General features: G+C 70.8%; 10 protein-coding genes. 7 read left to right on the top strand and 3 right to left on the bottom strand.

Features of this window, described 5'->3' with window-relative positions; all coding sequences use genetic code 11:
• Window positions 1-161 precede the first annotated feature (161 nt).
• From SM447_RS13885 to SM447_RS13870, 4 genes are all read left to right on the top strand, one after another.
• Entirely contained in the window at window positions 162-1,463 is a 1,302-nt protein-coding gene (locus tag SM447_RS13885; RefSeq protein ID WP_474573283.1) for a TrkH family potassium uptake protein, read from the top strand.
• Entirely contained in the window at window positions 1,456-2,136 is a 681-nt protein-coding gene (locus tag SM447_RS13880; RefSeq protein ID WP_474573173.1) for a potassium channel family protein, read from the top strand. Before SM447_RS13885 ends, SM447_RS13880 begins: the two co-directional genes overlap by 8 nt.
• Before the next feature lie 32 nt (window positions 2,137-2,168).
• Window positions 2,169-2,909, top strand: a complete 741-nt coding sequence (locus SM447_RS13875; protein ID WP_474573282.1) for an SIR2 family NAD-dependent protein deacylase — start codon at window positions 2,169-2,171, stop codon at window positions 2,907-2,909.
• Between the two features lie 104 nt (window positions 2,910-3,013).
• Window positions 3,014-3,868 carry a DUF4253 domain-containing protein gene (locus SM447_RS13870; protein ID WP_474573172.1) on the top strand — a complete coding sequence of 285 codons (855 nt, stop codon included), beginning with the start codon at window positions 3,014-3,016 and terminating at the stop codon, window positions 3,866-3,868.
• Between the two features lie 9 nt (window positions 3,869-3,877).
• On the opposite strand, the gene SM447_RS13865 is transcribed toward SM447_RS13870, so the two are convergent.
• Together SM447_RS13865 and SM447_RS13860 are read right to left on the bottom strand one after the other, a co-directional pair.
• Window positions 3,878-4,729 carry an endonuclease/exonuclease/phosphatase family protein gene (locus SM447_RS13865; protein ID WP_474573171.1) on the bottom strand — a complete coding sequence of 284 codons (852 nt, stop codon included), beginning with the start codon at window positions 4,727-4,729 and terminating at the stop codon, window positions 3,878-3,880.
• Between the two features lie 152 nt (window positions 4,730-4,881).
• Window positions 4,882-7,224 carry an AbfB domain-containing protein gene (locus tag SM447_RS13860; RefSeq protein ID WP_474573170.1) on the bottom strand — a complete coding sequence of 781 codons (2,343 nt, stop codon included), beginning with the start codon at window positions 7,222-7,224 and terminating at the stop codon, window positions 4,882-4,884.
• A gap of 157 nt (window positions 7,225-7,381) precedes the next feature.
• On the opposite strand from SM447_RS13860, the gene SM447_RS13855 reads away from it, so the two are divergent.
• On the top strand, window positions 7,382-8,413 hold the full coding sequence (locus SM447_RS13855) for a LacI family DNA-binding transcriptional regulator (protein WP_474573169.1): 1,032 nt from the start codon (window positions 7,382-7,384) through the stop codon (window positions 8,411-8,413).
• Here the strand turns inward: SM447_RS13855 and SM447_RS13850 are convergent.
• On the bottom strand, window positions 8,388-9,773 hold the full coding sequence (locus SM447_RS13850) for a short-chain fatty acyl-CoA regulator family protein (protein ID WP_474573168.1): 1,386 nt from the start codon (window positions 9,771-9,773) through the stop codon (window positions 8,388-8,390). The two genes, SM447_RS13855 and SM447_RS13850, sit on opposite strands and share 26 nt — an antisense overlap.
• Window positions 9,774-10,001: 228 nt before the next feature.
• On the opposite strand from SM447_RS13850, the gene aceA reads away from it, so the two are divergent.
• Together aceA and aceB are read left to right on the top strand one after the other, a co-directional pair.
• Entirely contained in the window at window positions 10,002-11,273 is a 1,272-nt protein-coding gene (gene aceA / locus SM447_RS13845; RefSeq protein WP_474573167.1) for an isocitrate lyase, read from the top strand.
• On the top strand, window positions 11,270-12,880 hold the full coding sequence (gene aceB, locus SM447_RS13840; RefSeq protein ID WP_474573166.1) for a malate synthase A: 1,611 nt from the start codon (window positions 11,270-11,272) through the stop codon (window positions 12,878-12,880). Before aceA ends, aceB begins: the two co-directional genes overlap by 4 nt.
• The last annotated feature ends 177 nt before the right edge of the window (window positions 12,881-13,057 follow it).

The raw sequence follows: 13,057 nt of genomic DNA, 5'->3' as shown, positions 1-13,057 counted from the left end.
CGGCGACCGGGGGACCGGCTCGTCGGGTGGGTCGTCGGCACCCCGGATCGGCCAGGAGCGCCGGGGAACGGTTCGGCTGGATCGGACTGCCGGCCGTGCGACCGCTGACCAGGCGGCCGGTCTGGCAGCGACGTGGTGACCGGTTCCGGCATCCGGCGCAGATGATCGCGGTGGGGTTCGCCACGACGATCACGGTGGGGACCGGCCTGCTGTCCCTACCGTGGGCGACCCGTTCGGGAGAGCCCGCGGACCTGGTGGACGCCGTTTTCACCGCCACCTCGGCGGTGTGCGTCACGGGCCTGGTCACCGTCGACACGGGCGGCTACTGGTCCGGCTTCGGGCAGGCGGTCATCCTGCTCCTCATCCAGATCGGCGGCCTCGGGATCATGACCCTGGCCACGCTGTTCACGGTGCTGCTGTCGCGTCGACTCGGGCTACGCGCCCGCTTCCTCGCGCAGGCGGAAACCAAGAGCCTCAACCTGGGCGACGTACGCGGCGTGGTGCGCCGCATCGTCGTCTTCAGCCTCGTCAGCGAGGCGGTGGTGGCCACGCTGCTCACCATCCGGTTCGCCACCGCCTACCAGCGTCCGTTCGGTACCGCGCTCTACGAGGGCGTCTTCCACGCGATCTCCGCGTTCAACAACGCCGGCTTCTCCACGTACGCCGACAGCCTGATGGGTTACGTGACCGACCCCTGGATCACCCTGACCGTCACGGCGGCGGTCATTCTCGGCGGGCTGGGCTTCCCGGTCGTGTTCGAACTGGCCCGCACCTGGCGACGCCCTTCGTACTGGTCGGTGACGACGCGGATCACGGTCGCGCTCACCGCCGCCCTGCTGGTCTTCGGCACGGTGGTGTTCACCCTCGCCGAGTATTCGAATCCCGCCACCTTCGGCCCGCTGGGCGGGCCGCAGAAACTGCTTGCGGGCTTCTTCGCCTCCGCGATGACCCGTACCGCCGGGTTCAACAACGTCGACATCGGCGCCATGCGCCCGGAGAGCCTGCTCGCCAGCGACGTGCTGATGTTCATCGGTGGCGGTAGCGCGGGCACTGCTGGCGGCATCAAGGTCACCACCTTCGGACTGCTCGCCTTCGTTCTGTGGTCGGAGATGCGCGGCGAGACCCAGGTCAACGTGGGCCATCGCCGGATCCCCGCCAGCAACCAGCGGCAGGCACTGGCGATCGTCCTGCTCAGCGCCGGTGCGGTGGCCGTGGCCACCTTCATCCTCCTGGCCATCACCCCGTACCGGCTCGACGCGGTTCTGTTCGAGGTGGTGTCCGCCTTCGGCACCGTCGGCCTGTCCACCGGCATCACCGGTGACCTGCCGGCGCAGGCTGACGTGCTGCTCGTACTGCTGATGTTCGCCGGTCGTATCGGACCGCTCACCCTGGCGTCCGCGCTGGCGCTGCGCGACCGTAACCGGCGTTTCGAACTACCCGAGGAGAGGACGATCGTTGGCTGACATCCGTAACGAGCCGGTCGTCGTGATCGGCTTGGGCCGCTTCGGCAGCGCTCTGGCCCTTGAGCTGGCCAAGCGCGGCACCGAGGTGCTCGGCATCGACAGCCAGCCGAAGACCGTGCAGAGCCTGGTCGGGCAGCTTCCGCACGTGATAACCGCGGACTCGACCGACATCGAGGCCCTGCGGCAGCTCGGCGTGGGCGACTTCCACCGGGCGGTCGTGGCGATCGGCACCGACATCCAGGCCAGCATCCTGACCACCAGCCTGCTGTCGGAACTCGGCATCCCCGACATCTGGGCCAAGGCCATCAGCGGACAGCACCGCAACATCCTGACCCGCGTCGGTGCCCACCATGTCATCGCGCCCGAGCACGACATGGGTGAACGCACCGCCCACCTGCTCACCGGCCGCATTCTGGACTATGTCGAGGTGGACGCGGACTTCGCCGTCATCAAGACCAAGCCGCCGCACGACGTGGTCGGCATGCCGCTGCGTGAGTCCCGCCTGCGCAGCCGGTGGGGGGTGACGGTGGTCGCGGTGAAGCCGGAGGCGACGGTCGGTGGGCGTCCGACCGGCTTCACGCACGCGACTCCCGACACCGTGCTGAGCTACGGCGACCTGATCCTGGTCGTCGGACCGGTCGACAACGTCGAGCGGTTCGCCGCCGCGGAGTGAGCGCCGTGTCTACGACCACGACGGCGGCCCGGATGCTCGGGGAGGCCCGTCGGGTCGTGGTCTTCACCGGTGCCGGCATGTCCGCCGAGAGCGGGGTACCCACCTTCCGGGACGCCCTCACCGGACTGTGGCGGCACTACGACCCGCAGCAGCTCGCCACTCCGCAGGCGTTCCGGGACGACCCGGAGCTGGTGTGGGGCTGGTACGAGTGGCGGCGGCGCACGGTCCTGCGGTCCCGGCCGCACGACGGGCACCGGGCGGTGGCCGCGATCGAGGCACGTCTCCCCGGGACGGTCGTGGTCACGCAGAACGTCGACGACCTGCATGAGCGCGCCGGGTCCGTCGCGCCACTGCACCTGCACGGCAGCCTCTTCGCCCCGCGCTGTTCGGCCTGTGCGCATCCCGCGTACCTTCCGGGCGAGGTCGAGGAGCCGTCCGAGGGCCGGCGCAGCGCGCCGCCGCTGTGCGGGCAGTGCTCAGCGCCGGTCCGGCCCGGCGTGGTGTGGTTCGGCGAGGCGCTGCCACAGCCGACTCTGGACTCGGCCGTGGCGGCGGCCGCGTCCTGTGATCTGCTGCTGACCGTGGGCACCTCGGGCCTGGTCTATCCGGCTGCTGAGATACCCCAGGTCGCCGCGCGGTTCGGTGCCGCGGTGCTCCAGGTCAATCCCGAGCCGACACCGCTCGACGCGGTGGCCGAGGTGAACCTGCGCGGCCCGGCCGCCCTGATGCTTCCCGCTCTCGTCCGGGCCGCCTGGGGTGCCGACGGGACCTGACGCGTCTGCGGAACCGGCGTGGCGGCGGCCGCGATCTGGCATTCCCCCGGTGCGCCCGGCTTGTCGCCGTGGCCTGTCGGACCTGACCGCTATCCTCACCCCCCGTGACGTCACAGCTGAACGAGATGCCGGCCGACCTGCTGGAGCTGTTCGAGGGCACGGACGGCGGCCGAACGCTGCCCGTGCCGCTGCCGTCCGGCCGGACGGTACGCGGCGACGAGGGTGACGCCGACCGACCCACGTTGTGGCTCAGCGACGCCCCGGCGCCGACCGGGCTGTGGGCGCGGTTGCACGCGGCGCACCGGCACTCGGGGCTGTGGCCGTTGCTGCTGGACGGTTACCACGGTGATCCGGCGCGCCCCTGGGACGACGGCGAGTTCTGGCCCGATGGGGCGTCGTCGCCCACGGAGCACGATCCGGAAGGGCTGCTCGCCGGTTGGTGGGCCAGCCAGACCGCTCCCTACGACGGCGATGACCAACTGTCCAACGACCGGCGGATCGCCGTCACCGCCCCGTACGGTCAGGACTGGCCCGGGCTGGCGTCTCCCGCCGAGCCCCGGGTGGCGCCGGAGCGGCACGCCGACCACTGGGCCGAGCAGCTGTCGCTGGCCCAGCCCGCGATGCGTCTCGGCCTGGTCGCCGCCGAGCGGGGCAGCGACGCCCTGGCCGTACTCGGCTGGCAGGGCGCGGTCAACCACACCAACGACCCGGCGCGGCTGTCCGCCGTGCTGCGCAGTTGGGAGGACCGGTTCGGGGTCCGCGTGATCGGAGTCGGCTTCGCCGAGCTGTATCTGAGTGTCGCCGCGCCGCCGACCGGGATCGACGAGGCGCTGCGGGTGGCCGCCGAGCACTTCGCCTTCTGCCCGGACAACGTGTGGCAGGGGCAGCGTCCGTGCACCCTCGCCGCCTACGCCGACCGGATCGTCGACGCCCCGACCTGGGCGTTCTGGTGGGACTGACCGGCCGGCTCAGTGCGCGAGGTCGTCCTGACGGGACAACGTCAGGGTGACCAGGAAGGCGGCGTGGTCGGTGGTCCGGTTCATGCTGATCGACCTGCTGTCCCGGATCGTGACGTCAGCGGTGGCCATGAACTGCTGCACCCCGCCGTCGTGCAGGTGCAGGTGGTCCGCCGGCACGCAGGACCGCACGTCGGGCGTGCCGCCGTGGCGCAGGTTGAGGTCACCGCTGACCACCGTCGGCTGGTAGCGGTGGCGGTCGTGCAGCTGTGGGATGGCGGTGCCGAGCAGGTGCCCGCACTGGGCCAGCGCCAGGGTTGAGCTGGTGTAGGCCAGGTGGGTGGTGCAGGCGTAGAGGACGGTGGTGGCGTCGAGGCAGAGCCACGCCCGCTGCTCGGGGTCGGCCGGGTCCTGCGCCGGATAGATCCCGGCGTGGACCTCGTGTCCGTGGTAGGGCGCCGCGATGTGCACCAGCACCCCGACGCCGTACTGCTGCCCGTTGACGCAGCGGTACGGCTCGCCGTTGCGACCGTTGCGGGCCGGTTGGAAGGCGGCCACCACCGTGCCGTCGTGCGTTTCCGCCATCACCCGTTCCAACGCGTCAACGTCGTCGGAGCAGATCTCGTTGAGGGTGACGATGTCGGGCGCCTCGGCGCGGATCACCTCGGCTGCGCGGGCGACCGAGCGGCCGGTGTAGCAGCCGGTGGCCATGCCGCTGTTGCAGAGGTTGAGCTGGAGGACCCGGATCCGGGTGGTGGTGCCGGTCGGGTCGGCCGGGGAGCAACCGGTCAGCAGCCCGGCGAACGTGATCAGGGCGACGACGGCGACCACCGACCGTGGTGTGCGGAAGCGAGGAGAAAGCATGCACCAGCCCTGGGCTCGCGGAGGGGCTGAAAGTGTATCCGCACCACCGCGCCGGAGAGCCGCGTCCGTCACGGTGCGCGACCGGGGGCCGTCGGGTGCGTGACGGCCGGTGTGCCCGGTCGGGCCGCGCGGCCCGACCGGGCACATCCGGGTCAGGGCGCCCAGGGGGCCGCGATGTTCCAGGTGCTGTCGGCGGCCCAGAGCGCGGGCGTGTTGTACGCCGCCCCGCCGGCGCCGTTGCTCAACCAGACCTCCGAGTTGTGGTGGCGGAGGAACGAACCCCGGTAGTTGTACGACTCCAGGGACACGCCACTGCCGGCGAGCCCGGTGCGGGCGCACCAGGTGGCGTCGGCCCGCAGCAGTGCGGAGCCGTCGTTGGGCGAGTTGCGCACCCGGGACTCGGCGTGGCGCAGGAACTGGCCCGGGTAGTTGACCGACTCGAAGGAGTAGCAGGACGGGTCGGCCAGCCCGGCCCGGATCGTGTAGGTGGCGTCGTTCTTCAGCAGGTCTGGGCTGCTCGCGCTGACCACCTCGGTGTAGGCGAGGCTGTTCTGGTGGCGCAGGTACCGCTGGGTATGGCCCGGCGTCGTCACCTGCAGCGACCGTCGGACGTTCAACGGCAGGGCGACCGGTTGTCGGGGGCCGATCGATCGGGAGGCGGCGATCAACGCCTGGTTCGCCGCCCGGACGCGGGCCTGATCCATCTTCACCACCCGACGGTCGTAGGTGAGGAAGCCGTTCAGCTCGCCCTCCAGATCGGTGATCTCGGTGTAGACGGAGGCACTCAGACCCGTGCCGATCATCAGGTTCTGGGTGCCCTGGACCAACCCGACGTACCGATCGGTCAGGGCCGTGGCGTTGGGCTGCCACTCGTAGGCGAAGAAGCCGCCGCTGGGGCTGTACTCGTGGCCGGGTGTGCGCAGCCCGAGACCGCCGAACTCGCCGAGCACCGCGACCCGGGAGGCGGACGGGGCGGGCGAGGCGGGGCCGAGGTAGACGTGCCAGTCGTCGATGTCGCCGTTGCCCGGGTCGCCGAGCGACTGGCAGCAGTTGTGTCCGCTGTGGGTGTTCACCAGCCGGGTCGGGTCCTGGTCCTTGACGTTCTGCCCGACCCGCCGGGTGTCGCCGAGGGCCCGCTCGCCCCACCCCTCGTTGTAGACGGTGTAGGCGACCACGGACGGGCTGCTGCGGTGCTCGTCGACGATCTCGCGCGCCTCCTGCTCGAACTGGGCCTGCTGCGCGTCGGTGGCGTCGATGTCCTGGGCGGTCAACGACGGGATGTCCTGCCAGACCAGCAGGCCGAGCCGGTCGGCGTGGTAGAACCATCGCTGTGGCTCGACCTTGATGTGCTTGCGGACCATGTTGAACCCGAGGTCCTTGTGTTTCTGCAGGTCGAAGGCGAGTGCGGCGTCGGTGGGCGCGGTGTAGAGGCCGTCGGGCCAGTAACCCTGGTCCAGGGTGCCGGCCTGGAAGACGAACTCGCCGTTGAGCAGTGGGCGAAGAACGCCGCCGACCATCCCGGTGGTGATCTCGCGCATCCCGAAGTAGTGGGTGGTCCGGTCCACCTGCGTGCCGCTGGCGTTGCGCAGCGTCACCCGCAGGTTGTAGAGGAACGGGTCGTCGGGCGACCAGCGGCGGGCACCCGGCACCGGCACCCTGAACTCGGTGAAGCCGCCGCTGGCGGAGCCGACCACCGTGCCGCCGTGCAGCGCCTCGGCGAGCACGCTGTGTCCGGCGACGGTGCCGCTGGTGTGGACCCGCACCCGCAACGTGTTGTCGGCGAGGCTCGGGTACGTGTCGACACGGCTGATCGAGGCGGTGGGCACCGGTTCCAGCCAGACGGTCTGCCAGATGCCGGAGACCGGCGTGTAGAAGATGCCGTTGGGGGTCTTGGTCTGCTTGCCGATCGGCGGAAGGCTGCCGTTCTGCCGGCTGTCGGTCGGGTCCCAGACCTTGACGACGAGCTCGTTCTGGCCGCCGCGTAGCTGCGCGGTGATGTCGAAGCTGAACGCGTCGTAGCCGCCGCGGTGTCCGCCGACCTGTACGCCGTTGACCCAGACCGTTGCCTGCCAGTCGACCGCGCCGAAGTGCAGCAGGGTGCGGCGCCCGGACCAGCCGGCGGGCACGGTGAAGGTGCGCCGGTAGAACAGGTAGTGGCGGTTGTCGTTCGCCGCGCGCCGTACCCCCGACAGGGCGCTCTCGACCGCGAACGGCACGTTGATCCGTTCCGGTAGGTCGGTGTTGAACTGCGGGGCGTCGTCGGTGGCGGACTGGCGCAGCTGCCACTCGCCGTTGAGGTTGAGCCAGTCGGGTCGGGTCATCTGCGGTCGCGGGTACTCCGGCAGCGGGGTGCCGGTGAGTGCCTGGCTGGTCCAGGGTGTGGTCAGCGGCGGCGTCTTCGGCGGCACGGCCTGGGCGGCGGAGACGGGTGCGAGCAGGCCGGCCAGCACGATCAGTACGGCCAGCGGGGACAGGATGCGAGCGTGGTGGGTCATACCGCCTCCGGTGTGGACGGACGGTCGCGAACGGGGTGGTGGGCCGAGGCGACTGCGGTGGCAGAGGCATCGAGGTATGCCTCTATAACGTTATAGAGGCCACCTCGGCGATCGTCAATAATTGGTCGTCGACGCGGAATGAGGGTGGTACGTGGGCGTGACTCTGAAGGCCATCGCCGAACGGGCCGGGGTTTCCCTGGCCACGGTCTCCAACGTGGTCAACGGGTACCGTCCGGTCGGCGAGCGCTCCCGGCGGCGGGTGCAGCAGGCCATCGAGGAGTTGGGCTACACGCCCAACCTCAGCGCCCGGCACCTGCGTCGCGGCCGTACGGGTCTGATCGCGCTGGCCATTCCCGAGTTGACCAATCCGTACTTCGCGGAACTGGCCGAGATCGCCATCCAAGAGGCCGGCAGCCTCGGATACACGCTCGTGATGGAGAACACCGCCGCCGCGTACGACGCCGAGCTGTCGTTGCTCAACGGTGCCCAGCGGCACGTCATCGACGGGCTCATCTTCAGCCCGGTGCGCGTCGGACGCGACGAGGTGCTGGCCCGGGCCAGCGACACCCCGTTGGTGCTGATCGGCGAGGGGGTCCACGACGTCCCCTACGACCACATCGCCATCGACAACGTCGCCGCCGGCCACCTGGCGGTCCGGCACCTGCTGTCGCTGGGGCGGCGGCGCATCGCCTTCGTCGGTGCCCGCCACGGCGACGAGAGCCACGCCGCCCACCTGCGGCTGCGCGGCTACCGGGAGGCGTTGAGCGAGGCGGGCCTACCGTACCGGCCGGAGTTGGTGGCGCTGACCGCCGGATTCGGCCGGCGCGACGGCGTACGCGCGATGCGCGACCTGCTGGCCCTCGGCGAACCGCCGGACGCGGTCTTCGGCTATAACGACCTGATCGCCATCGGCGCGGTACGCGCGGCTCTGGAGGAGGGCCGCCAGGTGCCCGCCGACCTCGCGGTGGTCGGCATCGACGACATCGAGGAGGGTCGGTTCGGCACGCCCAGCCTGACCACCATCGCCCCGGACAAGGAGCGGATCGCCCGGCTGGCGGTACGCCGGCTGGTCGCCCGCATCGAGGGCGCGCAGCCGACCGGGCCGCTCACCCCGCTCACCCCGGCCACGCCGTTCCGACTGGTCGCCCGGGAGAGCACCGGGTTCAGGTTCGCAGCGGGTACGGGATGAAGGTGCTGCGGTTCTCGTCCACGTCCAGCTGCCGGCTGATCGGCGGGGCGGCCCGCTGTGGGCAGGTCATCCGCTCGCAGGTCTTGCAGCCGGGTCCGATCGGTGTCGCGGCCTCCGCCGCGTGCAGGTCCATCCCGGTGGAGTAGACCAGCCGGCTGGCGTGCCGCACCTCGCAACCCAGCCCGATCGCGTACACCTTGCCCGGCTGCCCGTAGCCGCCGTGGTGTCGGGTGATGGTCCGGGCGATCCACAGGTACCGCTGCCCGTCCGGCATCGCGGCGACCTGGGTCACCACCCGGCCCGGCGCGCCGAACGCCTCGTAGACCGTCCACAGCGGACAGGTGCCGCCGGTACGGGAGAACGGGAAGCCGGTGGCCGACTGGCGTTTCGACATGTTGCCGGCCCGGTCGACGCGGACGAAGGAGAACGGCACCCCGCGTGCCCGGGGCCGCTGCAACGTGCTGAGCCGGTGGCAGACCGTCTCCCAGCCCATCGCGTAGTGCTGGGTGAGCAGGTCGATGTCGTAGCGACGTTGCTCGGCGGCGGCCAGGAAGTGCTCGTACGGCAGGATCAGCGCGGCGGCGAAGTAGTTGGCCAGCCCGACCCGGGTGAGGATCTGGGTCTGTGCGTCGTCGAACTCCTCCGACTCGACGATTTCGTCGATCACGTCGGCGAACTCCAGCAGCGCGATCTGCGCCGCCATCCGCATCGCCTCCTGCCCGGCGCGTAACGACGTGGACAGGTGCAGCGTGCGGGTCTGCGGGCGGTACCGGTGCAGTTCCCCGCCGAGCGCGGCGGCGTCCTCGCGGGTGACGCGTACGCCGTGCCGCTGCGCCAGCCGGTCGCGCAACAGGGCGCGGACCTCGCCGCGGCGCAGCCCCATCCTGACCGCCAGCCGTTCGGCCTCCTCGTCCAGGTCCGGTACGTAGTTCTGCCGTCGGTAGAAGAACTCGGTGACCTGGTCGTGTGGGCTGCGGCCGATCCGCTCGCGGTCGCCGACCAGCTCGGCGAGCTGCTCGTCGGCCTGTTGGTAGCGGCGGTGCAGCTCGATGACCGCCGCGGCGACCTCCGGCAGCCGGGTGGCCAGTTCGGTGAGTTCGGTCAGCCCGGCCCGCCCGGGCAGCGCCTCCCGCAGCCCCGCGACCAGCCGCGGGGTGTCGTGCGCGGCGAACACGGTCGGGTCGACGCCGAACAACTCGGTGATGCGCAGCAGCACCGGCACGGTCAACGGCCGGGTGTCGTGCTCGATCTGGTTGAGATAGCTCGGGGAGATGCTCAGGTGCCGGGCCAGCTCCGTCTGGCTGAGCCCCCGCTCCTCGCGCATCCGGCGCAGTCGGGCCCCGGCGAAGGTTCTGGCCACCGTCCGCACCTCCCTGCTGTCGCGCTACGGATCCGGCCACATTAGCACTGCTGCGAATGAGCGCTTTCACAACTTCGCAAAACCGCCTGTTGACTTTTCAATAATTGGCTATTTCCGTCTCTCGACCACCTCCGGCTTGCCATGTGACCGTGGGCTGCACACCCGGCGGCTCGGCGTCTGGCGCAGCGTCACCAGGTGACGACGCAATTCGAAGGGAATGAGATAACGATGGTTACCGCGGTCGAGCAGTTGCAGCACGAATGGGACACCAACCCGCGCTGGCGGGGTGTGCGACGCAGCTACCGCGCCGAGGACGTGGTGCGGTTGCGTGGCGCGATCCAGGAGGAACACACCCTGGCCCGGCACGGGGCGAACCGGCTGTGGCGGCTGCTGAACAGCGAGGACTACATCCACGCCCTCGGCGCGCTCACCGGCAACCAGGCCGTGCAGATGGTCCGGGCCGGACTCAAGGCGATCTACCTCTCCGGGTGGCAGGTGGCCGCCGACGCGAACCTGGCCGGGCACACCTACCCCGACCAGAGCCTCTACCCGGCCAACTCGGTGCCCGCGGTGGTGCGCCGGATCAACAACGCCCTGCTGCGCGCCGCACAGATCACCACCGCCGAGGGAGAGACCTCCGGCATCGACTGGCTGGCGCCGATCGTCGCCGATGCCGAGGCCGGCTTCGGCGGCGTGCTCAACGCGTACGAGCTGATGAACGCGATGATCGCGGCCGGTGCCGCCGGGGTGCACTGGGAGGACCAGCTCGCCAGCGAGAAGAAGTGCGGCCACCTCGGCGGGAAGGTGCTCATCCCCACCGGCCAGCACATCCGCACCCTGGAGGCGGCGCGGCTGGCCGCCGACGTGGCGGGCGTGCCGTCGGTGGTCATCGCCCGCACCGACGCCCAGGCCGCCACCCTGCTCACCACCGACGTCGACGAGCGGGACCAGCCGTTCGTCACCGGTGAGCGCACCGCCGAGGGCTTCTACCGGGTCCGCAACGGCGTCGAGCCGTGCATCGCCCGTGGCCTGGCGTACGCGCCGCACGCCGACCTGCTCTGGATGGAGACCAGCACGCCGGACCTGGAGGTCGCCCGCCGCTTCGCCGAGGCGGTCAAGGAGCAGTACCCGGACCAGCTGCTCGCCTACAACTGCTCGCCGTCGTTCAACTGGCGCAAGCACCTCGACGACGCGACCATCGCCAAGTTCCAGCGCGAACTGGGCCACATGGGGTACAAGTTCCAGTTCATCACCCTGGCCGGATTCCACGCCCTCAACTACTCGATGTTCGACCTGGCCCGAGGGTACGCCACCGACGGCATGTCGGCCTACGTCTCCCTGCAGGAGCGGGAGTTCGCCGCCGAACCGGCCGGCTACACCGCGGTCAAGCACCAGCGTGAGGTCGGCACCGGCTACTTCGACCTGATCAGCACGGTGCTCAACCCGGCCGCCGAGACCACCGCGCTGCGCGGCTCCACCGAGGAGGAGCAGTTCTCATGAGATACGAGATCATCGGCCCGATGGCCGAACGCTTCGACGAGGTCCTCACCGGCGAGGCGCTCGACTTCCTGGTCGCGCTGGACAGCGAGTTCGCCGCCCGTCGGGTGGCGCTGCTGGACACCCGCCGCGCCCGCCGCGACCGGTACGCCACCGGGCAGCTGCCCGACTTCCTGCCGGAGACCGCCAGTATCCGGGACGACCCGAGCTGGCAGGTGGCACCGCCCGCGCCGGGCCTGGTCGACCGGCGGGTCGAGATCACCGGGCCGCCGGACCGGAAGATGACCATCAACGCGCTCAACTCCGGCGCCAGGGTGTGGCTCGCCGACTTCGAGGACGCCACGGCCCCGACCTGGCGCAACGTCATCAGCGGCCAGCTCAACCTGATGGACGCCCTGGACCGCCGGATCGACTTCACCGACGCCCGCGGCAAGCGGTACGCCCTCGGCGAGGAACTGGCCACGATCGTGGTCCGGCCGCGCGGTTGGCACCTGGTGGAGAAGGGGATCGTGGTGGACGGGCGGCCGATCTCGGCCAGCCTCGTCGACTTCGGCCTGTACCTGTTCCACTGCGCCCGGCGGCAGCTCGACGCCGGCAAAGGCCCGTACTTCTACCTGCCGAAGCTGGAGAGCCACCGCGAGGCGCGGCTGTGGAACGAGATCTTCGTCTTCGCCCAGCGGTATCTCGGGCTGCCCCAGGGCACCATCCGGGCCACCACGCTGATCGAGACGATCACCGCCGCCTTCGAGATGGAGGAGATCCTCTACGAGCTGCGGGAGCACTCGGCGGGCCTGAACGCCGGCCGCTGGGACTACATCTTCAGCATCATCAAGAACTTCGGCCAGTGGCCGGACTTCGTCCTGCCGGACCGCGCCGAGGTCACCATGACCGTGCCGTTCATGCGGGCGTACACCGAACTGTTGGTGCGCACCTGCCACCGGCGTGGCGCGCACGCCATCGGCGGAATGGCCGCCTTCGTGCCGGCCCGCGACCCGCAGGTGAACGAGGTCGCGCTGAGCAAGGTCCGGGCGGACAAGCAGCGCGAGGCCGGTGACGGCTTCGACGGCTCCTGGGTGGCCCATCCCGGCCTGGTGGCGACCTGCCGGGAGGTCTTCGACGGGGTGCTGGGCGAGCGTCCGAACCAGCTCGACCGGCGCCGCGACGAGGTGACGGTCACCGCCGCCGAGCTGTTGTCGGTGGACAAGACCCCGGGACAGGTCACCGAGGCGGGGGTGCGGGCCAACGTCGCGGTGGCGTTGCGCTACATCGACGCCTGGCTCGGTGGCGCGGGCGCGGTGGCGCTGTGGAACCTGATGGAGGACGCGGCCACCGCCGAGATCGCCCGCTGCCAGCTGTGGCAGTGGCTGCACCACGGCACCCCGCTGGCCGGCGGGGGATCGGTCACCGAGGAACTGGTCCGTTCGATGCTCGACCAGGAGCTGGCCACGGTGACCGAAGGGCGTGCGGACGCCGAGCGGGAACGCGCCGAGCAGGCCGCGCGGATCGTCGAGGAGACGGCCCTCGGTGAGGACCTGCCGGCGTTCTTCACCACCAGCGCGTACGCCCGGCACCTGCGGCCCACCCGGGAGCCGGCCCTGGCAGCTGCCTAGATAGGTCCACGATCGCGGTCCCTGGCCGGCTGTGGCCCGACCAGGGACCGCGGCGGGCGCCCGGCGCGGCGCCCAGCCGCGGTGGCCATCACCATCCGTAGGCATCCGCTCCGCCCCGCGCCTTCCACCCTGCTCGCTTTGCTCTGCTTCAACCCACGCAACGGTCACACGAAGTGA

Source organism: Micromonospora aridisoli (assembly GCF_056150025.1).
The sequence above is the reverse complement of the archived record's forward strand: the minus strand, read 5'-3'. Positions and strand labels throughout refer to the sequence as shown.

What these genes read in the sequence shown, in the direction of transcription:
- SM447_RS13885 (WP_474573283.1), top strand. Translation starts at nt 162, where the DNA reads ATGATCGCGGTGGGGTTCGCCACGACGATCACGGTGGGGACCGGCCTG.
- SM447_RS13875 (WP_474573282.1), top strand. Translation starts at nt 2,169, where the DNA reads ATGCTCGGGGAGGCCCGTCGGGTCGTGGTCTTCACCGGTGCCGGCATG.
- SM447_RS13865 (WP_474573171.1), bottom strand. Translation starts at nt 4,729, where the DNA reads ATGCTTTCTCCTCGCTTCCGCACACCACGGTCGGTGGTCGCCGTCGTC.
- SM447_RS13860 (WP_474573170.1), bottom strand. Translation starts at nt 7,224, where the DNA reads ATGACCCACCACGCTCGCATCCTGTCCCCGCTGGCCGTACTGATCGTG.
- aceA (WP_474573167.1), top strand. Translation starts at nt 10,002, where the DNA reads ATGGTTACCGCGGTCGAGCAGTTGCAGCACGAATGGGACACCAACCCG.
- aceB (WP_474573166.1), top strand. Translation starts at nt 11,270, where the DNA reads ATGAGATACGAGATCATCGGCCCGATGGCCGAACGCTTCGACGAGGTC.